Genomic DNA, 26,279 nt, shown 5'->3' with positions numbered 1-26,279 from the left:
ATAGCCTGAGTTCGGGTTAAGTAATAATCGTAAAATATTAACCGTTAGTTTATTATATATTTGCCGCAAAGGTAAATTTTATGCTCTTATAATAAAGTAAGCAAAGATTAATCAACAAGTTGATTTTATAAAGCTTTTGCTCAAGCTTTGCGAAGCAAATTTATTTGCCTTTGCTTTCTAAAATTAGAAAGTTTAATTATAAAATCTTTGCGTTTAATGATTTAAAAACTATTATCAGAATCTCTTATCCCGAACTGAGGTTAAATATTATTTTTAAGGGTAAGCAAGAATACAAAAATGTAAATAATCAGTCACTTGACGATATCTGTAAAATGCACAATGTGTTTGATGATTGTTTAGCATAACATATTGCACTGTCAAATAGTAAAAAGTAAATGCTATCAGACAAAATAGGGTAGTACTACATCTTTCTGACCAGATAAGACGGCTTTTCGATTCATACAGATTACTTTCCGAAGCAGATAGATCATATTTTGAGTATGACAGACGGTAGTTTTAGTGGTATTGCTAACATTTAATCTGTGACAGATGATTTTATTGAGAAGCAACATGGTATTTGTGCATAACCGGATTACTTTACGAGTATTTGAGCCGACATTCAGTGTGATGTTGACTGTATTCTTTTACAGTCAGCAGAGTTTTCAGCAGAGCTAAACAATTTTGCTTAACGGTAACGTACAATAATTAAATCACACTAAGCCTTTGCTGTCATCTTATTTCAAATTTTTCGCAGAATCTGATATTCTTTTTTAAACCGTCGATCATAAAGAGGTAGCGAGTTTTTATTTGTATTACCATGTAAATCAGTTATTTATGTTTTGGTTTACATGGTTTTTATATAGATTGTTTTTCCCATATACAATTAAACTTTTGATTTTATATTTTCCGATACCTTATATATCATAAAATGGAATTAAGATTCACATTAAGGTTTTATTCAAATTCAAAGAAAAATAAGTAAATTTGTGAGCATTAAAATAAATAAATTTAAAAAACAATAAAATGTCAATTTTAGTAAACAAAGATTCTAAAGTAATTGTACAAGGATTTACAGGTAACGAAGGTACTTTCCACGCTGGTCAGATGATCGAATACGGAACAAACGTAGTTGGTGGTGTTACTCCGGGGAAAGGAGGAAGCGAGCATTTAGGTAAGCCGGTATTCAATACGGTAGCTGATGCTGTATCAAAAGCTGGAGCCAACGTAAGTATTATTTTCGTACCGCCTGCATTTGCTGCAGATGCTATCATGGAAGCTGCTGAAGCAGGTATCAAAGTGATCGTTTGTATTACAGAAGGTATTCCTGTTGCAGATATGGTAAAAGTAAAATCTTATATTGCAGACAGAGAGTGCAGATTAATCGGACCAAACTGTCCTGGAATCATCACTTCTGAAGAAGCTAAAATTGGTATTATGCCAGGTTTCGTTTTCAAAAAAGGTAAAGTAGGGATCGTTTCAAAATCAGGAACACTTACTTACGAAGCTGCTGATCAGGTGGTAAGAGCTGGTTACGGTATTTCTACAGCAATCGGAATCGGTGGTGACCCGATTATCGGAACTACAACTAAAGAAGCTCTAGAATTATTCATCAACGATCCTGAAACTGAAGCGGTTGTAATGATCGGTGAGATCGGTGGTGGTCTTGAAGCTGAAGCGGCAAGATGGTACAAAGCAAGTGGTTCTACAAAACCAGTTGTAGGTTTCATCGCAGGGCAAACTGCTCCTAAAGGAAGAACAATGGGGCACGCTGGTGCAATCGTTGGTGGTGATGAAGATACAGCTCAGGCAAAAATGGAAATCATGAGAGAAAACGGGATCAACGTTGTAGATTCTCCTGCTGACATTGGTGCTACTGTAGCAAAGATCTTAGGATAAGCGAAAAACAAATATGATATGAAAAAAATTTTATTAACATCTGCATTGGCCTTTTCTTTTTTATCGTTCGCACAAATCGATTTAAGAAGTACAAGATTTGGTCTTACAGCAGGTGCAAACTATTCCAGAGTTAAAAATGCACACAACCCTTCAGGAGCAAGATTTGCTTTTCAGGGCGGGCTTTTAGCTTTAATTCCAATGGGTGGAGCAGATCAGTTTTATTTGCAACCCGAGGTTACGTATTACGGAGCCGGCGAGTCAGGGAAAAATAAAGATTCGAAAGGTGCTGATGGTTATGATGCAGTATATGCCAATAACTATTTAAGCGTTCCGATCTACTTTAAAGGGTATTTTTCTGAAGCAGAATCAGAATTTTTTGGATTAATTGGTCCGAGATTTAATTTCTTGCTGAGTCAGAATGTAAAAAATGCTCCTGTAGGAAGACCTTATTACGATCCTAATGTAACCGTTCCTGAGTATCCGAAGATTAATGGTAAAGCAAATAGCTTTAATTTCGCCATTGGTGCAGGAATAGGATATAGCTACAAAAGACAGTTGGAACTCGCTTTAAAATATGATTTAGGACTTTCAAATACGTATCCTAATCTTGTTGAAAGTTTTACGCAAGATCCCAATACGGCTAAAAAGAAATCCGAGCAGGTTCTCAGTTTGACTTTAAGCTATATTTTTGAATAAAATTTTTTAATCAAAATATACAAAATCCCGAAGTTTATACTTCGGGATTTTTGTTTTTATAAATATCTTGGTAGCTTTTTGCTTTTTATAGTATAAAAATTCTTAGTATTTTTTATTCTTTTTAATGTGACTAACCATTGCTATGTGAAACGACTTTGCGATCGAAAAATATTTATAATAATTAAAAAGTCTTAGCGATCTCAGCAGGTTTTACCCTCTGATCCACTTCCAGATTTCTTTCATGGTCGCCTTATTTCCATACATCAAAATTCCAACTCGGTAAATTTTTCCGGCTAGGAAAATCATAAATATAGTTGTTCCTAAAAGCAAAGCAATCGACAAAGCAATCTGCCAGGCCGGAACTCCAAACGGAATCCTCGCCACCATCGCAACAGGTGAAGTAAATGGAATAATCGACATCCAGAAACCAACCGGTCCGTCAGGATTATTGATTACAGAAATACTTCCGTACATCCCTAAGGTAAGCGGAAGAATGGCAAATAAAGTGAACTGCTGCGTTTCCGTTTCATTGTCAACAGCTGAACCAATTGCAGCGTAAACAGAGCTGTAAAACATATATCCCAAAAGGAAAAATACGATGAATACAAAAATAATCAACGGGAAATTTAATTCTAGTAAACTGTGAGAAACCTGTGTTGCAATTTGTGCAATATCAAGTTTGCTCATCAATTCTTCATTTCCTCCGGGAATATTTTTCTGAAGTGAGGCAAATCCTGTGTTCAAAACTAAAGCTCCGACTACAGACATCATAATCCATACAATAAACTGCGTTAAAGCAACCATGGTTACTCCGAGAATTTTACCCATCATCAATTCAAAAGGTTTTACAGAGGAAATGATAATCTCTACAACACGGTTGTTTTTTTCTTCCAAAACGCTTCGCATGACACGTACACCATATATGATGATAAACATAAATGTTACATACATCAAAACCATACTCAAAGCGCTTTTTACGCCAAATGCCAAATCTGAATCTTCTTTATTGTCTTCAGAGACATTGATGGTTTTTAAAGTGAAACTTTTGTCAAGATCAGCAAGTTGAGCTTCCTGAATTCCAAGTTTTTTTATTTTCTCTTTTTTGATGACATTTGTAATGTCTGAAATAATTTGTTGTTTGGTATCAAAACCTATTTTGGTGTTTACAACCAATCGTGTGCTTTTTTCTAAATCATCAAAATTATTGCCTGATAAAACCGGAAGAATTAAAATTCCGTCAAGACTTTCGTTGCCTTTTAGGTTTTTAACTTTAGCCTGTTCTTCAGCGGAAGGAATAAAAACATAATTGATTTTCTCATCAGACTTCAGTTGTCCTTTAAAAAGCCCGCTGTTATCAACCACCTCAATCACATTGTGAGATTGATTGGCTTTAAACATCATTCCGATAACCGCTCCGAAAGCAATGATCATTACCGGAGCCAGCAAAGTGAGTATAACGAAGGATTTTTTCTTAACCTGCGTAAGAAATTCCCTTTTTGTAATTAAAAAAATATTGTTCATAAAATTAAGAGTGATTGCTTACCGCATTGATAAATACTTCATTCATGCTCGGAATTCTTTCGTCGAAAGATCTTACTTTTCCTACATTGACCAAATCTAAAAGAATATTATTCTGATCTGCTTCGTTTTTCAGATCAAAAGAAACCAAATTGTTTTCATTAGTCATGTTGAAAATTCCATACTTGTCTTTAAACTGATCAAACTGGTCATCGTTGACTTCAGATAAAGTAATTCCAAAAATGTTTTTCTTGAATTTTTCTCGAACATCAAAAACTCTTCCGTCAATTATCTTTTTAGAATTATTGATCAACGCTACGTAATCGCACATTTCTTCTACACTTTCCATTCTGTGTGTAGAAAGAATAATAGTGGTTCCGTTATTTTTAAGTTCGATGATCTGATCTTTAATTAAATTGGCATTCACCGGGTCAAAACCTGAAAACGGTTCATCCAAAATTAAAAGATGGGGTCTGTGAAGAACCGTTACAACAAACTGTATTTTCTGAGCCATCCCTTTCGACAGTTCAGACAGTTTTTTCTTCCACCACTGATCGATATTGAGTTTATCAAACCATTTTTTTGCTTCATTCAGGGCATCATTTTTTGTCATTCCTTTCAGTTCACCGAAGTAAAGAATCTGATCTCCAACGCTCATGTTTTTATAAAGACCACGTTCTTCCGGCATGTAGCCGATGTCTTTAATATGATTCGGATTCAGTTTTTCTCCGTTAATGAAAACGTTCCCAGAATCGGCTTGTGTAATCTGATTGATTATTCGGATGAATGAAGTTTTTCCTGCTCCGTTTGGCCCTAGAAGACCGTAAATACTTCCTTTCGGAACGTGTATGCTAAAATCGTCTAATGCGGTCTTTTTTCCGGCATTGTAGGTTTTAGTAATTTGTTCAGCTTTTAGCATTAAAATTGTTTTTACAATTAGTTATGAAATATCCCGAAAGTTACGGAATAATTAAAAAAAAATGTGCTAAAAGAAAAAATCCTGATGATTATCAGGATTTGAATATTATTGTTTTACTATTTGAGTAACTTTCTGTGTATTGTCACTTAGAATATATCGTATCAGATACTTTCCGGGTTTCAATCTCTGAATATTAATTTCAGTATTGTTACTGTTTACATTGTAGCTAGCAACCTGGGTTCCTAGTATAGAATAAAAAGTAACATTCTTTATTTTTAATGAAGCATCTTTAGCTTTCACCATCAAAAAATCTTTAGCAGGATTCGGATATGCTGTAAGCACACCGTCATCAGATTTTTGATTTGTGGAGGTTGGCTCTTTTATTTGTGCTTTCAAATTGTCAGAAAACATGATAGAAGCGCCAAAAAATATAAATAAAAGTAAAAGTTTTTTCATCAACGATAAATTTGCTTAAATATTACTAACAAAAATAATAAATTATATAATTCTCTGCAATAGTTTTTTGTAGAACTTATATTAAATTTGCAATAAATTATTCAAAAAGTATTCCAAAGATGATATATTCTAGAAACAGAAGACTAAGAGTGAATGAATCGATGAGAGGTTTGGTAAGAGAATGCAGTCTTTCAGTGAACGATTTTGTAATGCCTATTTTCGTCATGGAAGGTGAAAATAAAGAAGAAGCCATCGCTTCAATGCCCGGAATTTTCAGGCGAAGCATCGATCTTACGGTAAAAGAATGCAAAGAATTATTTTCTTTAGGAGTAAAGGCGGTTAATCTTTATATGAAAGTTTCAGATGATTTAAAGGATAATACCGGAAAAGAATCGTGGAATAAAGATGGTTTAATGCAAAATACTATTAAGGCAATTAAAGACGCTATTCCTGAAATGGTGATTATGCCTGATGTAGCTTTAGATCCTTACTCAATTTACGGTCACGACGGAATCATAGAAAACGGAAAAATCATCAATGATGCTACCAATGATGCGCTTGCAAAAATGGCTGTGTCACATGCTGAAGCCGGAGCTGACATTGTGGCACCGAGTGATATGATGGATGGCAGAGTTTTAGCAATTCGTGAAGCTTTGGAAGAAAGCGGATTTCATGATGTGGGAATTCTAAGTTACGCGGCAAAATATGCAAGTTCTTTTTACGGGCCATTCAGAAGTGCTTTAGACAGCGCACCAAAAGATGATATGGAAATTCCGAAAGATAAAAAAACCTATCAGATGGATTTTCATAATTCCCGTGAAGCGTTGAATGAAGTTTTCAAAGATGTGGAAGAAGGTGCAGATATTATTATGATCAAACCAGGACTTCCGTATTTGGATATTGTCGCAAAAGTGCGTGAAGCAATTGATTTGCCGATTGCAGTTTATAATGTAAGCGGAGAATATGCAATGCTGAAAGCAGCTGCTCAAAATGGCTGGCTGGATAATGATAAAGCAATCATTGAAAGTTTAACTTGCTTCAAAAGAGCAGGAGCAGACATGATTTTCACATACGCAGCAAAAGAAGCTGCAATGATTTTAAACAGGTAAAAGAGTTTAAAATGATGAGTTATGAATTATGAGTTAATTTCAAAGAGATCTTCTGTTTCAATCAACTCATAATTCATAATTTTTAACTCATAACTAAAAAAGCTTATTCCACATCAAAGTTTTTTCCTTTTACAAATTTCGCTGCAAAAGGAGCTTGGTTTCCGGAATATTTTAAAACAAAATGTTTTTTGGTATCGGTATCCACTTTTGCTTCTACATTAACATTAGTTGTCTGAAAACTGACATCCAAACTAATTCCCGATTCTTTTTCAAGAAAAATTTCTACACTTTCAGCATAAAATAAAGAAGTGCTTAAGTAATTAAACTTAATATTTTTACGGTAGGTTTTAGATTTTGATTGCGTGAAAGCTGAAAAACTCTTCAAAATTTCGATTCCTGGTGAATCGATATTGGTAATTCTCGATTTTGTAACTCCATTTACACGGATAGAAAAATTTTTTGCGCTGTTGATATTTCCGTTAATTCCAATGTTAAATAAAGAGGGTAACGACAAACCGTATTCGATCATGCTGTCTTTGGTGAATTCAAAATCTGGAATTAACGCTGTATGTTTTGGAGTATTTAATAATTGATTTTTAACCGTATTTAACTGTTCACCCGAAAATAAATAACCGATGAGGTTGTTATTGGTTGTGCGCCAGTTTCGTCCGTTCCACTCGTAGATTTCACAAAGTAAAGTATCGGTTGACGAATGGGGGAGAAGCTCGATATCCTGCCACTTAAAAACTTCTTTTGCATAAGGTCTTCTGTTAATCAGGTTGATTCCCAGATCCAGCGCCATTAAGTCGCTTAATTGTTGATTGGTTTGCATAATTATTATTTATGATTTGGTGATTTAAAATTAAATAAAAATTGTCGAAATTGATCTTAATTATCATCACAATTTAAAGGATTCACAAGATTTAATAATAGATTGACATGAATAAAATCTTCTGTAAACGACGTTGCTTTAAACTTACTCAAAAACATTTGTCAGCATAGTTTTAAAAAAGTAATTTAGTCTTTTGAAATCACCATGATTACGCATGGTTTTAAGAATAACGAAAATTTACCTATGAAAATATACACCAAAACAGGGGATAAAGGTCAGACCGCTTTATATGGCGGAACGAGAGTTTCAAAAGCCAGTGCAAGAGTTGACAGTTACGGAAATATTGATGAGCTGAATTCTTTTATCGGAATCTCTAAAAGCCATATCACTGATGAGGAGGTTTTAAAACAGCTGAAAAAAATCCAGTTTGATTTATTTACAGTGGGCTCAGAAGCGGCAACTCCGGTTGATAAACTGATGTTGGCTAACGGAAAGTCTCGTCTTTCCTTGATTATTTCTGATACAGAAATTGAAGAACTCGAAAATTGGATGGATGGTTTTGAAGATAAACTAGAGCCTCTTCAATACTTTATTCTTCCGGGAGGCGGAAAATCGGCGACTTTTTTACATGCTGCAAGAACGATTTGTAGAAGAGCGGAACGTTCATTGGTATTCTTAAATGAATCTGAAGAAGTGCGTCCCGAATTGATCAAATATCTGAACCGTCTTTCTGATTATCTGTTTGTTTTGGCAAGATATATCTCAAAAATCAACAACGAACCGGAAGAATACTGGAATCCGAATGAAAGATAAAGCACTTCTTTTTATCAACGGTGACGCCCCGCAATCTTTCCCTGATTTAGAAAAATATAATTTAATTGCCTGTACAGATGGTGCTTTTCATTATTTGCAAGAGCTGGGTTTTCCTTTAAATAAGCTAGATTTTATTTCCGGTGATTTTGATTCTCATATTGGGTCAGACGAAAATGTGTATCAGGATAAATTTATTCTTACACTGGATCAGGATAAAACAGATTTTCATAAAGCGTTAGAAATTATTTTAGAAAAAGGATTTCAGGAGGTTGATGTTTTAGGAGGAAGTGGAGGAGAACAGGATCATTTTTTAGGAAATCTTACGGTCGCTTATTCATTTAAGAATAATTTAAACATAAAATTTTATGACGAGTTTTCTGAATATTATTTTATTCCGAAAAATTTCTCTCTGAAAAATGTGAAAAACAAGATGATTTCTCTGTATCCTTTTCCTTCAGCTGAAAATATTACGACAAAAGGGTTGAATTGGCCATTAACAAATGATAGTTTAAGCATGATCTCAAGAATTGGTACTCGGAATTTTGCAGCAGAGGATGAAATTTCTATTGAATATGAATCTGGAGATCTTTTGTTTTTTGTCGGAATTAATGAAATAGAATATCCTGAAATATATTGAAACAATTAATAAAAATATCATTCGTCATTATCAGTGTTTTTTGTGTTTTATCCTGTAAGACACAAGATTTTTCTACACCTGAATACGGAATTTCACAAACTGAAAACCAATTTAAAATTAAAAAAGTAACCAATTTCAGAACAGTAGGGAATATTAAAAATATTGATGGCAGAATTTTAAAAGAGGGAAAGTTTTACAGAAGCGCGCATTTGCATCAACTAAAGAACAAGTCTATAAAAGAGTTTCAAAAGTTAGGAATTAAAGAAATTATTGATTTGAGAAATTCTAAAGAAATTTCACAGAAACCCGATGTAATTCCTCAAAATATTGATTATAAAAATTATTCTGCTTTTGAAGATGAAGGAGATCAACTTGATCAGGCGAAAAAGCTTGTTTTAAGAGGGAAAGTTAAAGGTTCAGATGCGGACCAAAGAATGCTTGACTTTTATAAAACTTACTCAACAGAAAATCCAGAAATCATTAAGAAAATTATTCATGAGATTTTAGATTCAGAAAATCCTGTTTTATATCACTGTACCGCAGGAAAAGACAGAACCGGAATAATAACCGCGTTGATTTTGACAATTTTGAAATTTGACAGAGAAACTACTGAAAACGATTATCTTCTGTCAAACAATTACCGAAAGCAATTAGTTCAGAAAAGACTTCGTCTTGCCAATAATCTGCATTTTTTATATCCAAAAATGGATTTGAATGTTATCGAAAAATTAAGTTGGGTTGAAAAGGACTATTTGGATGCTTCTTTTTCTGAAATTGATAATAAATACGGCTCTATCGATATTTATATTCATCAGGTTTTGGGAATTACTGAGAATAAGAGAAGCGAATATATTCATAAGTTCACGTATTGAGTAAAGACTAATTTTTTAGTCGAAAAACAGTAGAAATTTATAATAAATTTAACGCTAAAAAATCAAACTTTTTTAGCAATTTTGCATTCTTAATTCACTTGTTAAAAAATGAAAATAAAATACTCGGAACTTATTGATCAGACATTGTATTTTCCAACGGAAGAATTCAATGTTTCTGAGAACAATTTGTCTTTTCACGATATTCCTTTGATGGAAGTTGTTGAGAAGTTTGGAACGCCTCTTAAGGTAAGTTACCTCCCGAAGATTTCTCAAAATATTCAAAAAGCAAAAGGCTGGTTTAAGGAAGCTTTTGAGAAAATCGATTACAAAAAAAACTACAGATACTGCTACTGTACAAAATCCAGCCATTTCAAATTTGTAATTGAAGAAGCTTTGAAGAACGATATTTCTATCGAAACATCTTCAGCTTATGATATGGATATTGTGAAGTCGCTTTACACAGAAGGTAAAGTTGATAAAAATATTGAGGTGATCTGTAATGGTTTCAAAACGGATGATTATCTGGCGAAAATTTCAGATATGATCAACAGCGGTTTTGAAAATATCACTCCTATTTTAGATAATTACAGAGAGCTTGATAAGTTAACTGAAAGTATCGACACTACTTTCGATATCGGAATCAGAATTGCTTCTGAGGAAGAACCGAAATTCGAATTTTATACCTCAAGATTAGGAATCGGATATAAAGATATTATTCCTTACTATAGCCAGAAAATTGCTGAGCATCCGAATGCAAGGCTAAAAATGCTTCACTTTTTCATCAATACCGGAATCAAAGATACCGCATATTACTGGAATGAATTGTACAAATGTCTTCGTGTGTATGCACGTTTGAAGAAAATTGCTCCGGAAGTAAATTCACTGAATATCGGTGGAGGTTTCCCAATTAAAACTTCTTTGAATTTCGATTACGATTACCAATATATGGTGGAAGAAATCGTTTCTCAAATTAAAAAATTCTGTGAAGAAGAAGGAGTAGAAGAACCGAATATTTATACAGAATTTGGAAGCTTTACCGTAGGAGAAAGTGGTGCAAATCTATATAAAATTATTTCTCAGAAACGTCAGAACGACAGAGAAAAATGGAATATGATCGATTCTTCTTTCATGACAACTCTTCCAGATACTTGGGCGATTTCGAGACACTTTATTATGCTTCCGTTAAATCGTTGGGAAGATTCTTATGAAAGAGTTTTCTTAGGTGGATTGACTTGTGATTCAGATGATTATTACAACTCTGAACAGCATACCAACGCGATTTATTTGCCAGTTTTCAGCGATACGAAACCTTTGTATATAGGTTTCTTCCATACAGGAGCTTATCAGGAAACAATTGGTGGTTATGGTGGAGTTCATCACTGTTTAATGCCTCAACCGAGACATATCCTGATTCAAAAAGATGAAAATGGAGAATTCCAATATGAGATCTTTAGAGAAAGACAGGAACCTGAGGATATTTTGAAATTATTAGGATATTAATAGCGAAGAGTCATTTCTTTTAATAGAAAAGAGCTTCGGCACGTTTAGATAAAAACAAAGCTCTCCAATTTGGAGAGCTTTTATATTTTAAAAATGTTTAGAAATTTTATCAACTTCGATTTCCGAATAATCTGAAATCACAACATTTGCTAAACTATAATCCTGATTGTGAGAATGGAAGCTTTTATAAGCTGCGCAAAAAATATTGGCTCGGTGCGCTGCTAAGATTCCGTTGGTAGAATCTTCAATAACCATACAGTTTTCAATAGATTCATTGGCCATTTTTGCTGCAAGCTGGAAAATTTCAGGATGAGGTTTTGATTCTTTTAAATCTGCACCGCTGATCTTTCCGTTAAAATATTTTTCTAAACCAAACTTTTCAAAAACCATATTAATAGTGGTCATACTTGCCGAAGAAGCAACAATTAATTTGATGTTGTTTTCGTAATAATGCTCAATCAACTTTCTTACTCCTGGAATTAAATCAAATTCTTCATCGTTGTAAAAGTAATCTTTAAAATGAGTTCTTTTAATATTGGTAATATCTTCGTGAGTGTGTGATAAATTAAACTCAGAAATTAAAGTTTCACAAACTCTTTTTGTAGAAGCTCCTGTAAAAGAAGTATAAAGGTCTTCAGAAACCTCGATTTCTAGCTGGTTGAATGTTTTGAAATAAGCTTTTCTATGAAGAGGTTCTGTATCAACAATTACCCCATCCATATCGAAAAGCACAGCTTTTAAGGACATAAATTTTTATTTTGTGCAAAATTAATGTTTTATTATGTAAAGATTAAACGATTTAAAAATTTAAAAACTCATAATTTATAGCTCATAACTTTAAACACTTACAATTTCTTCTTCTTATCTTTGCGGCAAATATTTTAATCTTTAAATCATTTAATTTTTAATTATAAATTATGAAATCGCCGTGATTTGGAAAACAGAAGCCAATGAATATGTAGCGATTGCATATATCCTTTAAAAACAATAAATATCTTTATATGAAAACATACGCAGGAATTCCTGAAGAAAATGCTTCATTAGAAAATTCAAAAGTAGTTTTGGTAACAGTTCCTTACGATGGAACTTCAACTTGGGGAAAAGGTGCCGATAAAGGTCCTGAATTATTCCTTGATGCTTCTGAAAACATGGAGCTTTACGACATCGAAACAGGTACAGAACCTTATTTGGAGGGAGTTTATTTAGCTGGAGAAGTTTCTGAAAATTCTACGCCTGAAGCGATGACAGAAGCGGTTTATCAGAAAACAAAAGAGCTTTTGGCAACAGATAAATTGTTTACTCTTTTTGGTGGAGAACATTCAGTTTCTATCGGTTCGATTCGTGCAGTAGGAGAAAAATTTGAAAATCTTACCGTTTTACAATTAGATGCTCACACAGATTTACGTCCGGAATTCCATGGTTCTACTTCTAATCACGCTTGTGCGGTTTTTGAAGCGAATCAGAAACATAATTTAGTACAAGTGGGAATCCGTTCTATGGATGCTGAAGAAGTTGAATATTTACCGGAGGGAAGAGTGTTTTTCGCTCATGAAATTGCCAATAATGAAAACTGGGTGAATGATGTTTTAGAAAAAGTTTCAGGAAATGTTTATATTACGATTGATTTGGATGCTTTCGATCCGTCAATTGCTCCTTCAACAGGAACTCCGGAACCAGGCGGTTTGCAATGGTATCCAACATTAGAATTATTAAGAAAAGTTTTCGAAAAATGTAACGTTGTTGCTTTTGATATTGTTGAATTAATGGATTCTGCGTATTCAAAACCAAGTGCCTTTTTAGCAGCAAAACTATATTATAAAATGTTGGCATATTATCACATCAACAAAGACTAAAATTCCGCAGGAAACGGATTTTTTCTTTCAGTTTTTCTTTGGAAATTTGTGATACAAAACAAAATGAAATGTTCACACAAGACGAAATAGATTATCAGAGAATTGCCAAAGCAATAGAATTTATTCAGAGCAATTTTAAGCTTCAGCCCAATTTGGATGAGGTTGCTGGAAAAGTAAATCTAAGTCCGGCACATTTTCAGAGAATATTTACAGATTGGGCAGGAACAAGTCCGAAAAGATTTTTACAGTTCATCAGTCTTGAACATGCAAAAAGTTTACTGAAAGAAGAAAAAGCCACGCTATTTGATGCTGCATTAGAGACCGGACTTTCAAGCACAAGCAGATTGCACGATTTGTTTGTGAAAATTGAAGGAATGTCGCCTGCAGAATATAAAAATGGCGGGAAAAATTTACATATCAATTATAGTTTTTCTGAAAGCCCATTTGGAAAAATAATCACAGCTTCCACCGAAAAAGGAATCTGTTATATGGCTTTCGAAGAAGATAAAGAAAATGCATTGAGAGATTTACACAATAAATTTCCCAATGCATCTTTTTTTGAAAAACATGATGAGCTTCAGCAAAATGCATTATCAATTTTTACAAAAGACTGGTCAAAGCTCAATACCATCAAGCTTCATTTAAAAGGAACCGATTTTCAACTCAAAGTCTGGGAAAGTTTATTAACGATTCCAATGGGGAAATTGTCAACTTATGGAAATTTAGCTGATAAAATAGGAAATCCAAAAGCTTCTCGGGCTGTCGGAACTGCCATTGGAAGCAATCCTGTTGCGTTTTTAATTCCTTGTCACCGTGTGATACAATCTTCAGGGAAAATTGGCGGTTATATGTGGGGAAGCGATAGAAAACAGATGATAATTGGTTGGGAAAGTTCGAAGGTTTATTTGGAAGATTAGAATTGAATTATTTTTTGAACCATTAAGATTTGTTTTTAAAAAGTTAAGTTTAATTAAGGAAAATCAAATAGATTTTAATGAAGTTGACTGCTTAAAGCGAAGCTCAACTTAACCATCTCAACTCATTAATAGAATCTTAATGGTTTAAAATTAAATATTGAAATTTAAAGATGAATTTATTCGACGACATACAAGATTTCCCAATCAACATCCTTCCCAAAGACGGCACTGCAGAATATTACGGAAAGATTTTTTCCGATGCTGAATGTGAGAAATATTATCAATATTTACTTAATCAGATTCCGTGGGAAAATGATGAAGCGGTTATTTTTGGAAAACTGATTTATACCAAAAGAAAAGTTGCCTGGTTTGGTGAAAAAATCTTTGAATACACCTATTCAAACCGCACGAAATATGCAAAACTCTGGACTCCCGAATTATTAGCCTTAAAACAAAAATGTGAAGAAGCTTCAGGAGAAACTTACAATTCATGTCTTTTGAATTTGTATCACGACGGAAGTGAAGGAATGGCGTATCACAGCGACGGTGAAAAAGATTTGAAGAAACACGGAGCAATCGCATCGTTGACTTTCGGAGCGGAGAGAAAGTTTTCTTTCAAGCATAAAATTTCTAATGAAAGAATTGACATTTCATTGGAGAACGGAAGTTTGTTGGTGATGAAAGGAATAACGCAGGAAAATTGGCTGCATCGACTTCCACCAACGACAAAAGTAAAAACTCCAAGAGTAAATCTGACTTTTAGAACTATTGAGGAATAAAGTTTTTTTAACGCAAAAATTGTAAAGTTAAGTTTGTCATTCCGTAGGAATCTGAACTTATTTATTAGAATTTAAATTTTAAAAATAAAGCTTAGATTCCTACGGAATGACAAATTTGATGCAGAATTTTCTCTCGCAGATTAAGCAAATTTCGCAGATGATTGTGTTTAAAAAGATCTGCGTTATCTGCAAAATCTGCGAGAGAATAAAAAAACAAAAAAGCTGTTCAAACCGAACAGCTTTTATCGTTTATTTCAAAACCTCAACTTCAATCGAAGAATCTTCAAAAACCTTAATAAACGCTTTCGTATAATCTTCTTTCGTAGCAAAATTGGGATTGTCTAAAAATTTCTGAGGATTAATGGCGAAAAGCGGAAACCATGTTGAGGAAATTTGTATCTGGATTTTGTGTCCTTTCTTGAAAGTATGAACCACATCCTGCAATCTGAAATCCACTGCTGTTTTTTGATTGGCAACTAAAGCTTCCCCTTTTTCTCTGGAGTTCCTGAATCTTGCAGGCATGATTTCACTTCTTACCATTTGATGATAATTTCCGTAGATCACGCCGTCTTTCTTTTCAGCAGGTTTAAAGTCTTCAGGATAAACATCGATCAATTTCACTGCAAAATCGGCATCAGTGGAAGTTGAAGCGATATTTAATTTAGCCATCAATTCTCCTGCGAAAGTAAGATCTTCCGTTAAAATATCTGTGGTGAAAGTCAGGACATCGGGTCTTCCGACAGCAAACCTTTGATCTTCGGACATGTAATTTCTTGGTGTAAATCCGTTAAAATCTTTCAGATTATCAGAACTTAAAACAGGATTGTTCGGATCACTATAATATTCTGAAAACCCTTGTCCTGAATTGTTTTTCAAAGTTCCGTTTGCTAAGTAAAAACTAACTTTTTTAGCTTCTTTGGGAGGATACGTTGCAAATTCTCTCCACTGCTTTGCACCTGTATCATACATCAAAGCTTCCGGTAAACCGGCATCCTGTTTTGTATTTCCTTTTAGATAATGATTGAAGAATTTTGTTTCAATATTTTTCTGATAATAGGTTGCGATGCTGTCTCCGAAGTAAATTTGATTGTGAAAATGTTTTCCATCTTCGCGTCCCCAACCTCCGTGAGAAAATGGTCCCATCACGATGGTGTTTTTAGCTTTAGGGCTTGTTTTTTCAATGGTTTTGTAAATATTTAAAGGTCCTGAAAGATCTTCTGCATCAAACCATCCACCAACGGTCATTACAGCATGATTGATGTTTTTAAGATGTGGTAGAAGATTTCTTTTCTGCCAATATTCATCGTAATTGGGATGATTCATAATTTCGGTCATGAAGAAATTATCTTTATAATATTTTTCATATCCATCTTTTAATGTTCCCATATCCCGGTAAAATTTTAAACCGTCTTCTGAAGTTTGTTTCACGAAAGTATCCATGTACCACGCTTTGTTTTCAGCTTTTGTTTTCTGAATTCCAAAAACAGGGAAGGTTCTGAAATACCCCATCATAAATCTTCCGTTATGTAGGAAATCATCGTTCCAGAAATCTGAAATCGGAGCTTGCGGAGAAGACGCCACCAAAGCAGGATGTTGCGCCAAAGTTCCTACCGCAGTGTAGAATCCTGGATATGAAGTTCCGAACTGACCGACTTTTCCATTGTTGCCTTTAATGTTTTTTACCAAATATTCTACCGTGTCGTAGGTATCTGTACTTTCGTCAACATCTTTCTTGGTTTTTCTCTCAACTTGTGGTGTCATATTGGTGAAGATCCCTTCACTCATGTATCTTCCGCGCACGTCCTGATAAACAAAAATATATTTGTCTTTCATTAAAAACTGATTCGGACCAATTCTCTGTTTGTATTCGTTTTCACCGTATGGCGCAATACTGTAGCAGGTTCTTTGCATCAGAAAAGGATATTTATTTTTATTCGAAATATCTTTCGGAATGTAAACCGCCGTAAATAATTTTGTTCCGTCACGCATCGGAATATAAAATTCCTGTTTTGTGAAATTGTCTTTTACATACGTGTCTTTTGGTTGGTTGTTTTGTGCAGTTCCTACAAAAAACAAAAACATCAACAACATTGAAAAGTAGTTCTTCATTGATAAAATTTTGATGCTAATTTAATGATTAAATAGTTTTGGTGGTTATGGTTTTAAAAATGAAATGGTGGGCAATGAAAAAGACCGGAATTTCTTCTGGCCTTTTGTTGTTTTTGATTAACCTTGTCAAGGTTATTTTTACTCTGAATATTAACCTTGACAAGGTTTTAGTTATATTTTCTCCTTTGCTGGCGCAAGCGTCTCGCTTGTGTCCGCTCTTAACAAAAGGTACGAGCAAGATGCTCGCACTAGCATGGTGTTTCTAAAATTTTTTTGAAGCTTCTTCAATCCATTCAGATAGCTTTTGATAATCTTTTAACTCAATTTGCCATTTATATTTCTCAGCTAATTCCCAAGCGCCTTTAGTAAATTTAGATGTTGTAATTAGACAAGATTTTGTTGCTTTATATTCATTATGGGCCCAAAGTAAATTTCTTACAGGATCTACACCAACTTTATTTGACCATTTTTTTGCTTGAATTAGATATCTCTCTTGTCCAAATGATGTTGATTTATTCAATGCAATAATATCAATGCCTCCATCTTTTGACCCTTTTAAAACTTCTACTTCATATTCAAATTTTTCCAATATTTTTGCTAAAAGCAATTCAAAGTTTCTCCAATTAATAGATTTAGCTAATTCTTCATTACTTATTATTTCTTTATAAATTTGTAAATCAATTTCATTCAAATCATATTTTCTTATTTTTTCGTTATTAATAAGAATATTCTGGATTTGCAGAAGAAGTATTTCCCTATGATTATTATTCCAGTCAGAATATTCATACCAATTGTAAATAGGGTTATTAAAATAAAAATTTTCATCAGAATCTATTGCTTCTTTGCTATTTTCTATATAAAATTCATCATCATCATCTAAATTGAAAGAAGGATTCCTAAGTGTGTCATAAACTATGTTTAATAATGATAATCCTAAATCTTTACCTTTTAAATCGGTATTATAGTAGTTTGCTAATATAACACTACTTCTTTCATATTTATTCATTTCAATTAAATATTCCAATTCATCATTTAAAAGAAAATGAGAGTTATATTGTTTTTTAATGTCATTAGTTATGTATTCTAAAATGGAATCCATAATGTCTATATTGATAAAGTCTCGATCCTTCAATTAAATTATTATTTGGATTAGCTTAATGCTGATTCTAATTATCAAATATACAAAAGGTAGCAAAAATAAAAGTTATTCAAACTGAAACAACTCCATTTCCTTCAAACTCATCATACATTAACACCAAACACCCATGTTTGTCCTCACAATCAATTTACATAAAGTCCAAACAGGGTTGTTTGTATTCAAAATCAATTGACATTGAATTGAAACAGGGGTGTCTGTACTTAAAATCAACATACATTGAGTATAAACAACAGTGTTTGTATTTAAATACAATTTATTTTATATTTGATTAAAGTAATTTTTAAATTATTAATAATAAAAACACATTTGACGTATGAAAATTTCACTACAAAGAGTGAGCACCAAAGATTTGGCGACACTCACAGAAAGAACGATCACCGTTTCGACTTCCGGAAAATATCCAATGTTGGCCAATCATCCTTTGATGAACGAGCTCACGACGCATTATGCAGATTATGATGCGGTGTATACCAAAAAATCTTTCAGCGGAAAAGGAAAAGATGTTGCAGCGGCAGATCACGACAGAGATATTGCTTTCAGCAGCCTTAAAGCTTTTCTAAATGGATACCGACAGGTGTTTTCGGTGCCGAATTATCAGGATGCGGAAGACTTGTATCAGATTTTTGTGCAGTTTGGTTTAGACCTTGATCGGATGAGCTATTCTTCACAAACGGCGCAGATGAAAAAACTGATTGAAGAGCTGCAGTTTCCTGCAAATACTCAGAAGATCGCCAACCTGTCTTTATCTGTTGCTTTTGCTGAAATGAAAACCAGGCATGAATATTTTGAAGATATTTTTGAGGAACAGACAGAAGCTAATGCAGGTCTTCGGCAAATGGAAAGTGCATCATCAGTGCGCCGAAGTTTAGAAAAAACATTGAGATCTTATTTTAATATACTCACTGCGATGAAAGAGGTTCCCGATTGGAAGGATGCTTACGCTGAGGTAAATGAATTGGTAAAAGCTGCTAAGAATTCAACTATTGACAGGAAGAAAAGTGCAGATGAACCTGAATAATAATTCGTTGTGCATTTGGTTCATTCTCGTCAGCTCGAGTAGATTTTTGAAAAAAATCGTATCGAGAAGTTTTTGATGGAAGCAGGTTTTGTGCTTCCGTTCACTGATTCTCGATACATCCCGATTTCATCGGACACTCGAATTGACGAATCTACAATCAAAATTTTTCAAAACGCAAAGTATGGATTGAGTACAATATCAATTTTAAAACAAAAATAACCGGAAATATTCTCCGGTTATTTTTCAATAAATGATCGTATTTTATTTTACTTCTGCTTTCTTTCCTGCAAACTTGTTAAGCTTCATGGTTAAAGAAAACATTACATAACGTTTTAGAATTAAATCTTCACGGTCTTCAAAATAAGTGTTGGTAATGGTACGTCTTACACTTTGGTTTTGATTAAGAACATCGTACACTTTCACCTTTGCAGTCAACTGTTTGTTAAAGAATGAATATCCCAAACTGGTGTTCCAGAAGTAGAAATCTCTTTTGAAGCCGGGCGCAATGTTTGACGTTGTGTTGTATTCAAAATCATTTCCAAAAACAAGTTTACTTTTAAAAACATAATTGGTCAATTCCATCTTTAAAATCTGATTGCTGGTTTTTACATTTCCAACGCTGTAATTTTTGTATTCTGAGAAATTGTAACCCAAAGAATAAGATGGTTTGATGGTGATTTTATCTTTTAATTCATACGTAAAGTTGAAGCTTGGATTGATGCTGTATGTTTCGCTGGTAAACTGATCTGCATTGATGAAGCCTCTGTTGTAACCGTAATTCATATTAAATCTTGGGCTTAAAATCAGTTTATTCTGTTTCCATTTGAATGTTTTAGAAAAACCACCGCCCAGGTTTACATATTTGTTTCCGCTGACGTTGGCATATGTTACAAACTGCTTCCCAGAGTCGTCGTAGTAAGAATAGTTGGTTACATCATTATTATAGTAATTGAAACTTAAGTTCATATAATAATTCATGTTCTTCACGATATTATAATTGCTGTAATAAATGTACGTAGAGTTTTGCCATTTGTTTTTTAGTTCCGGATTTCCACGATAGCTCACCAAAGGATTGATGTTGTCTGTAAACGGACTCAACTGTTCTGCTGTCGGAATTGAGAAGTCGCCATTATTGTAAATACTCAGTCTTTTGTTGTCTGAAAACTGATATTGAAAATTCATATTAAAGCTTGGCAATGTAAAACTGTTTTGCAGATTGTATTGTTGGTTATTGAAGAATGAGTTCACATTCATATCTGTAATATCTACACTTGCCGATGCCCAAAAGTTGATTTTCTTTTTATTAAGTTCATAACTTATTTCTGGGCTGAGCTGATTAATTTTTTGACTCATCGTATTTGACAAGGCATCGTTGTAATCGGAATACTGACCGTTACTCAAATCAAAATCATTGACGTCTCGTAAGTTTCTGCTCAATTTATTTTCGTACGTCAAGTTTACAGTTATATTCGATGAATCAGATATCGGTTCGGAATATGCAGTCGTAAATCGATATCTATTGGTTTGATTTTTTGTTTTGGAAAGCTGATTTCTTATATCATTCGGATCTGTGGTTTGATAGAAAATCGTTGAGGATGTATTGGTATTTTCTTTTTTTGATTCTGAAATCGTGGTGTTCATATTAGCAGAAACCACACGTCCTTTTTTCTTAAATTTTCTTGAGAAATATAGATTTGGCGAGAAATTATTGTTTTCTGATTTATTGCTTGTGTAAGAGTCACTTTCGTTAAGAAGTAAATTATCTCTTAAAGTAGATGATTTTGAATTGTTAAAACTAAAACCTTCCATTCTGGAAAAATTGGGTGAGAAATAAATATTGGTAAGCGTATCAATTTTAATTCTAACTGAGGTGTCAAAATTATATTGTTGCGTTTCGTTTTCACCATTGTTTTCAGAGTTGGTCTTTAAAGTAAAATCAGGAAGTAACGTCGTTCTGGAAACTTTAGATCTTGTTTCTAAATTATTATTGATGTGCATTAAACTTAAAGTCTCCAAATCTGAATTTTTATCAAATTTATCGCTGTAGTTAAAACCGATTGTTGTGCTTCTCTGGATTCCTTTCGTATTGTTTCCGCCTTGTGTGTAATAGGTATTTCCGCCGTCTGTAATCACAGATCCGCCTTGCATAATCCACGAATTTCTGCCGTGTCCCATACTGTCGAAAACCTCATCATTAGAAAATCCCTGAGAATTGATATTGTTTGACGAAGCCAAAAGGCTGATTTTGGTATCTTTTTTAAAATAACTTAAAAGCAAGCTGCCTTCATAGCGTTCATCAGAACCGTAACCAGCTGTTAAGCGTGATAGTAAACCTTTGTTTTTCTTTTCGTCAATATTAAAATTAATGGTTGTATTATTTGATTTTGCAGCTTTGCCACTCAATTCCTCTTCCTTGGTTTTTGTAGTAGTAAACTGAATGTTTTTAATAATATCAGCCGGAAGATTCTGCAATGCTATTTTCCCGTCTTTATCGAAGAATGGTTTTCCGTTGATCATGATCTGGTCAACTTCTTTTCCGTTAACGGTTATTTTTCCGTCATTGCTAATTTCAACTCCCGGAATTTGCTTTAAAAGTTCTTCAATTTTACTGTCCGGTCGCACTTTTATGGCCGAAGCATTAAATTCAATCGTATCTTTTTTAATTTTAACAGGCGAAGCTGTAATCTTTACTTCTTCAATATTTTGAATGGAGTTTTTTTCAAGTTCAATTTCTCCCAGCGGAACCGATTGGTTAATTATCTCAAAACTTTTTGAATACGATATGTATTTGTCAGCTTCAATTTTCAAAATAGTTGACTCGGAGAGCTCATCAGTTTTTAGAGAAAATTTTCCTTCACTGTTAGTCGGTGTGTAATTGACAATAGAGGAATCTTTTTGTTTCAGTAAATAAACGGTTACATTTTCAATTGGTTTCTTTTCAAAGTTTAAAACTTTTCCGTCTATGCTAAATTTTTGTGCATTTAGTAATAAATTGCTGACTACAAAGAACAGTAACCAAATTTTTTTTCTCATTATTGATGTTTAAGTCGCAAAAGTAACAAAAAAAACATCCCAACAAAGGGATGTTTCGTGTTTTTTTAAACTTAAGTTAAAAATTATGCCTTCAAATATCTTGAGTAGGCATAACCTTCCTGTCCGTCGGCAGTTTTTACTTTCCACCAATCATCAGAAGTTTGCTCAACTAAAGTTACAGAAGCACCTTTAGCCGCTTTTCCTACAACAGCAGCTTCAGTAGAAGGCTCTTGTCTGATGTTTAGATTAGAATCTTCAGTAGCTACTGTAAGATTTGCACCTGCTGCAAGACCTGCAACCTGTACATCAATATTAATATCAGTTGCAGAATAGGTAGAGTCAATGGTACCTAGAGCGTTCCAAACTGCGTCTTTTGCAGCGGTATTTGATGCATTTCCGGAAACATAAAGAATGCCATCCTGCTCCTGAACCTGAAGATTAGAAACTCCTGCAGACTGAGCAGCAGCAACTACGCTTGAATATTTATCTTGTAATGTGCTCATCTTTGATTATTTTACAACTAAGTTATTATTATATTTTCCAACTTTTAAAGCATCTACAGATTCTTTAATTTTTCTAGCCTGAATAGCAGATACATTTCCTGTAAGCGTTAATTCTCCGTTTACAACTTCTACTTTTACAGAAGGGAAATCTTTCACTGCATCCTGCACTTTTTGCTGAATCATAGGATCTACAGCAGATGCAGTTTCTACAGGCGGTGGTGGTGGCGCAACCTCAACAGTTGCCATATCATGTACATCTTTTACTCCTTTTATTTCTTTAAGAGATTTTATAGCAGCGTCTTTTTCAGCCTGAGTTGCAAAGGTTCCGCCAAGATGGGCAACGCCTTCTTTCACTTCGATAGTTGCAGTAGGACTAGCCGCAACAATAGTTGTTGCCTGCGTCTGAAGATCAGCGTCAGAAACTTTCTTTTTACACGAAATAGCTCCAAATGATATTGCCAAAGCTAAGGCAGACATTGTGATTGTTTTTTTCATAATTAAGATAATTTAATGTTTTCGTTAGACTCAAATGTAATAATAAAATCTATACCAATTATCTAAAAAAATAATAATTATACAAAAGTTAGTCTTTTAAGTTTTTAATAATGTGTGGTTTAATTTCTAAATAATTAAATTTTATGCGCTTGTAAACAAACTTTTATCCACAATTATAAAACTATTATATTTGTGGCAATTGATAATAGATATGAAAGGACAAAACAAACTATTTATTGCCATCATTGTTTCACTTATTTTGGGTGTAGCAATCGGAGGCTTCGTTCATTTACAATATCCTGACAGCGCAGAGCCGTTTTCAAAAAACATAAAACTCCTGGGAACTATTTTCATCAGACTGGTTCAGATGATTATCGCCCCTTTGGTCTTTACAACTTTGGTGGTGGGAATTGCCAAAATGAGCGATATTAAAATGATTGGTAGAGTAGGATCAAAAGCAATGCTTTGGTTTATTTCTGCATCTCTTGTTTCTCTTTTCATCGGTTTGATTTTGGTAAACTGGCTTGAACCGGGACATGTAACCAAACTTCCGATACAGGATGCTGCTTCTGCCGAAGAACTTTTAAAATCGAGCAAAGGGTTTTCAATGGAAGATTTCGTAAAGCACGTTGTTCCTAAAAGTATTTTTGAAGCTTTTGCGACGAACGAAGTACTTCAGATTGTCGTTTTCTCGATTATGTTTGGAGTTGCTTTAGCTAATTTGGGAGACGAATATGCACAGCCTGTTATTAAATTATTTGATGTGATTGCTCATGCGATTCTTAAAATGGTAGGTTATATCATGTGGTTTGCACCGCTTGGTGTACTGGGTGCAATTGCAGCTGTTGTCGCAACAAATGGTTTTGAAATCTTTAAAGTATATGCCATTTATCTAAGAGACTTTTTCTTTGCGATCGCTGTTTTATGGCTTGTTTTATTGATTGTAGGATATTTAATCTTAGGAAACCGTCTTTTCGAATTGTTAAGAAGAATAAAATCACCTCTGTTAATTGCTTTTTCCACCACAAGTTCGGAAGCTGTTTTCCCTAAACTGGTTGAAGAATTAGAAAGATTTGGCTGTAACAATAGAGTGGTGTCATTTATTTTACCTTTAGGATATTCATTTAATTTGGATGGAAGTATGATGTATATGACATTTGCTTCGATCTTTATCGCTCAGATTTACGGAATTGAAATGTCTATCGGACAACAGATTACAATGCTTTTGGTATTAATGCTAACATCAAAAGGGATTGCCGGAGTTCCAAGAGCTTCACTGGTAATTATCGTGGCAACTTGCTCCATGTTTGGAATTCCACCGGAAGGAATTGCTTTAATTCTTCCTATCGATCACTTCTGCGATATGGCGAGAAGTATGACCAATGTTTTAGGAAATGCTTTAGCAACGTCTGCCGTTTCAAAATGGGAAGGGCAGCTTGATAATCATGGGGGAGATATGTAGTTAATGGTGAAATGTCAATTTAACTTCGTTAGTGAAAATGTGAATTATTAATGTGAAATTCACAAGCAAGGCGAATTCACAATTGACAATTCATTCTTTATAAATTTATTTAGCTTAGGCTAATGAATGGTCAATAGTGATTTTTAATCTTCATTATTGACCATTTTTTTTTTGAAGCTTTATCCCGCTTTCCATTATATCTTTTTGGTTACGGGTTCCGCTTCGCTCCACCCGCCACCAAAAAGGATATCATTTCAATGGTAAGTTTGCATTAGTAAATGTACTTTAATAAATTAGTTAAAAAATTAACCTAAAGATAAAAGCAGCAGGATAAAGGCAGACGCTTCACTGATACTTAGATATCGTCCCCGATTTTATTCCCCTGCTGCTGTTTTCTTCCAAATCCGGATAGAACGTTGTTTAGCCATAACTTTTACCATGGTGGATCAGAAGAAAACTTCTTTAAAAAAGAATTTTGTATGTCAAAAATATCAAAAAAAGTAATTGGAGTAGATGTCGGAGCGAAGTTTTTAACAGTAAGCTTTAATGATTTTGAAAACAGAGATCAGGTTTTTAATATAGAAAATACCCAGCGCTCTATTTTGTCATTTCTAAAGAAACTGCGGATAGAAGATTATTGTTTTGTCATTGAGGCCACAGGAAATTACAGCAGTCGTATTTTACATTTATCCTTAGTTCAGGGCTTTGAATCAAGTCTGATAAACTGTATGTCTGTTAAGCATTTTGCAAGGATGAAAAACATCATCAGCAAGACAGATGCTGAAGATGCCAAGCTGATCAGGCTTTACGGAGAGATGTTTAAACCTGATATTTATACTTCTAAAAGTGTTGATATTGAACATCTTGATCAGGAACTAAAGCTTCTCAATGATTTGGAGGAAGAAAAAAGGAGATATGGAGTGAAGTTAAAATCTCTTCGCTATAATGCTCAGATTAATCCAAACACAGAAAAACATTATGAAAGAAGATTACAACAATTAGAAAAAGAGATTAAAGAAGTTATAAGCCGTCTCCCTGGGCTCCAGGATGAAGAGTTTAAGGAAACAAAAGCATTACTACAAAGTGTATCTGGCATTGGTGAAAAGACATCTCTTCAACTGATGACGGCTACTTCAGGATTTAAAAACTTTAATTCAGCAAAATCATTATCTAAATATTTTGGCTTGGCACCCCGTATTTATCAATCGGGAAAGAAATCATATTCCCCGGGAAAATGCAGAACCTCAAAGAATCATATCAGGGGCTTGTTATATGTTTGTTCGTGGACGGCAATTAAGCATAACAAACAATGTAAAGAGTTTTATGAAAGACTTCTTTCTCAGGGGAAACCTAAAAAATTAGCTTTAATTGCAGTATGTAACAAGCTACTGAGAATATGTTTTGGAGTGGTAAAAAATAAAATCAATTATCAACCAGATTATCAAAAAAACTTTAAAATTTTAACCTGAATAATTTGCATAGTAACATAGAACATCGGGGCTAGGGTTGCAGTCGTATTTTCTTTATAGAATAACCACAAACTTTGTCATTCTGAAAGAATCCAAGCATAAATCTTTTCATTTTTTCTGATACTATAAATTAAGATTTCTCCAGAATGATAAATATTATATTCCTTTGCTGAGTGGAACGCCTTTGCGAACGGAAAATATTTTCAAACATTTTAAAAAAATCTTTGCGATCTT

23 protein-coding genes are annotated in these 26,279 nt (G+C 33.8%); 13 read left to right on the top strand and 10 right to left on the bottom strand.

What is annotated here, in order from left to right; translation table 11 throughout:
• Positions 1 to 1,023: 1,023 nt before the first annotated feature.
• Positions 1,024 to 1,896: a succinate--CoA ligase subunit alpha gene (gene sucD, locus EG358_RS15945; RefSeq protein WP_076562062.1), complete on the top strand. Its 873-nt coding sequence runs from the start codon at positions 1,024 to 1,026 to the stop codon at positions 1,894 to 1,896.
• An 18-nt stretch (positions 1,897 to 1,914) separates the two neighbouring features.
• The gene (locus EG358_RS15940) at positions 1,915 to 2,592 is read left to right on the top strand and encodes a porin family protein (protein ID WP_076562061.1); all 678 of its coding nucleotides are present in this window, start codon (positions 1,915 to 1,917) and stop codon (positions 2,590 to 2,592) included.
• A 210-nt stretch (positions 2,593 to 2,802) separates the two neighbouring features.
• On the opposite strand, the gene EG358_RS15935 is transcribed toward EG358_RS15940, so the two are convergent.
• The 3 genes from EG358_RS15935 to EG358_RS15925 all read right to left on the bottom strand — a co-directional run bounded on the left by EG358_RS15935 (position 2,803) and on the right by EG358_RS15925 (position 5,485).
• A complete protein-coding gene (locus EG358_RS15935) occupies positions 2,803 to 4,113 on the bottom strand; it encodes an ABC transporter permease (protein ID WP_076562060.1) in 1,311 nt (436 codons plus the stop codon).
• Positions 4,114 to 4,117: 4 nt separating this feature from the next.
• On the bottom strand, positions 4,118 to 5,029 hold the full coding sequence (locus tag EG358_RS15930) for an ABC transporter ATP-binding protein (protein ID WP_076562059.1): 912 nt from the start codon (positions 5,027 to 5,029) through the stop codon (positions 4,118 to 4,120).
• A 105-nt stretch (positions 5,030 to 5,134) separates the two neighbouring features.
• A complete protein-coding gene (locus tag EG358_RS15925; RefSeq protein WP_076562058.1) occupies positions 5,135 to 5,485 on the bottom strand; it encodes a T9SS type A sorting domain-containing protein in 351 nt (116 codons plus the stop codon).
• Between the two features lie 119 nt (positions 5,486 to 5,604).
• Here EG358_RS15925 and hemB point away from each other — a divergent pair, with 119 nt between their 5' ends.
• A complete protein-coding gene (gene hemB, locus EG358_RS15920; protein WP_076562057.1) occupies positions 5,605 to 6,594 on the top strand; it encodes a porphobilinogen synthase in 990 nt (329 codons plus the stop codon).
• 103 nt (positions 6,595 to 6,697) lie between these two features.
• On the opposite strand, the gene EG358_RS15915 is transcribed toward hemB, so the two are convergent.
• Positions 6,698 to 7,426 (bottom strand): hypothetical protein, encoded by a 729-nt coding sequence (locus tag EG358_RS15915; protein ID WP_076562056.1) that lies wholly within the window; start codon positions 7,424 to 7,426, stop codon positions 6,698 to 6,700.
• 243 nt (positions 7,427 to 7,669) lie between these two features.
• Between EG358_RS15915 and EG358_RS15910 the strand changes: the two genes are divergently transcribed.
• The 4 genes from EG358_RS15910 to EG358_RS15895 all read left to right on the top strand — a co-directional run bounded on the left by EG358_RS15910 (position 7,670) and on the right by EG358_RS15895 (position 11,248).
• Positions 7,670 to 8,239, top strand: a complete 570-nt coding sequence (locus tag EG358_RS15910) for a cob(I)yrinic acid a,c-diamide adenosyltransferase (RefSeq protein WP_076562150.1) — start codon at positions 7,670 to 7,672, stop codon at positions 8,237 to 8,239.
• Positions 8,229 to 8,876: a thiamine diphosphokinase gene (locus tag EG358_RS15905; protein WP_076562055.1), complete on the top strand. Its 648-nt coding sequence runs from the start codon at positions 8,229 to 8,231 to the stop codon at positions 8,874 to 8,876. The genes EG358_RS15910 and EG358_RS15905 overlap by 11 nt, the downstream gene beginning before the upstream one ends.
• Positions 8,873 to 9,748 (top strand): tyrosine-protein phosphatase, encoded by an 876-nt coding sequence (locus EG358_RS15900; protein WP_076562054.1) that lies wholly within the window; start codon positions 8,873 to 8,875, stop codon positions 9,746 to 9,748. The genes EG358_RS15905 and EG358_RS15900 overlap by 4 nt, the downstream gene beginning before the upstream one ends.
• A gap of 108 nt (positions 9,749 to 9,856) precedes the next feature.
• On the top strand, positions 9,857 to 11,248 hold the full coding sequence (locus tag EG358_RS15895) for a type III PLP-dependent enzyme domain-containing protein (protein WP_076562053.1): 1,392 nt from the start codon (positions 9,857 to 9,859) through the stop codon (positions 11,246 to 11,248).
• Between the two features lie 87 nt (positions 11,249 to 11,335).
• On the opposite strand, the gene EG358_RS15890 is transcribed toward EG358_RS15895, so the two are convergent.
• On the bottom strand, positions 11,336 to 11,995 hold the full coding sequence (locus EG358_RS15890; protein WP_076562052.1) for an HAD family hydrolase: 660 nt from the start codon (positions 11,993 to 11,995) through the stop codon (positions 11,336 to 11,338).
• Between the two features lie 254 nt (positions 11,996 to 12,249).
• On the opposite strand from EG358_RS15890, the gene speB reads away from it, so the two are divergent.
• The 3 genes from speB (at position 12,250) to EG358_RS15875 (ending at position 14,797) form a co-directional block, all read left to right on the top strand.
• The gene (speB, locus tag EG358_RS15885) at positions 12,250 to 13,101 is read left to right on the top strand and encodes an agmatinase (protein ID WP_076562051.1); all 852 of its coding nucleotides are present in this window, start codon (positions 12,250 to 12,252) and stop codon (positions 13,099 to 13,101) included.
• A 68-nt stretch (positions 13,102 to 13,169) separates the two neighbouring features.
• Positions 13,170 to 14,018 (top strand): bifunctional helix-turn-helix domain-containing protein/methylated-DNA--[protein]-cysteine S-methyltransferase, encoded by an 849-nt coding sequence (locus tag EG358_RS15880; RefSeq protein ID WP_076562050.1) that lies wholly within the window; start codon positions 13,170 to 13,172, stop codon positions 14,016 to 14,018.
• Between the two features lie 170 nt (positions 14,019 to 14,188).
• A complete protein-coding gene (locus EG358_RS15875) occupies positions 14,189 to 14,797 on the top strand; it encodes an alpha-ketoglutarate-dependent dioxygenase AlkB family protein (protein WP_076562049.1) in 609 nt (202 codons plus the stop codon).
• A 249-nt stretch (positions 14,798 to 15,046) separates the two neighbouring features.
• Here the strand turns inward: EG358_RS15875 and EG358_RS15870 are convergent, their stop codons facing one another.
• Together EG358_RS15870 and EG358_RS15860 are read right to left on the bottom strand one after the other, a co-directional pair.
• The gene (locus tag EG358_RS15870) at positions 15,047 to 16,906 is read right to left on the bottom strand and encodes a CocE/NonD family hydrolase (protein ID WP_076562048.1); all 1,860 of its coding nucleotides are present in this window, start codon (positions 16,904 to 16,906) and stop codon (positions 15,047 to 15,049) included.
• 262 nt (positions 16,907 to 17,168) lie between these two features.
• Positions 17,169 to 18,005 carry a restriction endonuclease gene (locus EG358_RS15860; protein WP_076562046.1) on the bottom strand — a complete coding sequence of 279 codons (837 nt, stop codon included), beginning with the start codon at positions 18,003 to 18,005 and terminating at the stop codon, positions 17,169 to 17,171.
• 373 nt (positions 18,006 to 18,378) lie between these two features.
• On the opposite strand from EG358_RS15860, the gene EG358_RS15855 reads away from it, so the two are divergent.
• Positions 18,379 to 19,083 (top strand): DUF6261 family protein, encoded by a 705-nt coding sequence (locus EG358_RS15855; RefSeq protein WP_076562045.1) that lies wholly within the window; start codon positions 18,379 to 18,381, stop codon positions 19,081 to 19,083.
• Positions 19,084 to 19,344: 261 nt separating this feature from the next.
• On the opposite strand, the gene EG358_RS15850 is transcribed toward EG358_RS15855, so the two are convergent.
• The 3 genes from EG358_RS15850 to EG358_RS15840 all read right to left on the bottom strand — a co-directional run bounded on the left by EG358_RS15850 (position 19,345) and on the right by EG358_RS15840 (position 23,114).
• Positions 19,345 to 22,116 (bottom strand): TonB-dependent receptor, encoded by a 2,772-nt coding sequence (locus EG358_RS15850; RefSeq protein WP_076562044.1) that lies wholly within the window; start codon positions 22,114 to 22,116, stop codon positions 19,345 to 19,347.
• An 83-nt stretch (positions 22,117 to 22,199) separates the two neighbouring features.
• Positions 22,200 to 22,619 carry an SH3 domain-containing protein gene (locus EG358_RS15845; protein WP_076562043.1) on the bottom strand — a complete coding sequence of 140 codons (420 nt, stop codon included), beginning with the start codon at positions 22,617 to 22,619 and terminating at the stop codon, positions 22,200 to 22,202.
• Between the two features lie 6 nt (positions 22,620 to 22,625).
• On the bottom strand, positions 22,626 to 23,114 hold the full coding sequence (locus EG358_RS15840; RefSeq protein ID WP_076562042.1) for a BON domain-containing protein: 489 nt from the start codon (positions 23,112 to 23,114) through the stop codon (positions 22,626 to 22,628).
• A gap of 211 nt (positions 23,115 to 23,325) precedes the next feature.
• On the opposite strand from EG358_RS15840, the gene EG358_RS15835 reads away from it, so the two are divergent.
• Both EG358_RS15835 and EG358_RS15830 read left to right on the top strand, forming a co-directional pair.
• Complete coding sequence (locus tag EG358_RS15835) at positions 23,326 to 24,576, top strand: dicarboxylate/amino acid:cation symporter (RefSeq protein WP_076562041.1); 1,251 nt, start codon at positions 23,326 to 23,328, stop codon at positions 24,574 to 24,576.
• Between the two features lie 479 nt (positions 24,577 to 25,055).
• Positions 25,056 to 26,045 (top strand): IS110 family RNA-guided transposase, encoded by a 990-nt coding sequence (locus EG358_RS15830; RefSeq protein ID WP_076563147.1) that lies wholly within the window; start codon positions 25,056 to 25,058, stop codon positions 26,043 to 26,045.
• Positions 26,046 to 26,279 lie beyond the last annotated feature (234 nt).

This window comes from Chryseobacterium indoltheticum (assembly GCF_003815915.1).
In the GTDB taxonomy this organism is placed as follows: domain Bacteria; phylum Bacteroidota; class Bacteroidia; order Flavobacteriales; family Weeksellaceae; genus Chryseobacterium; species Chryseobacterium indoltheticum.
This window is presented reverse-complemented; position numbering and strand designations above follow the sequence as displayed.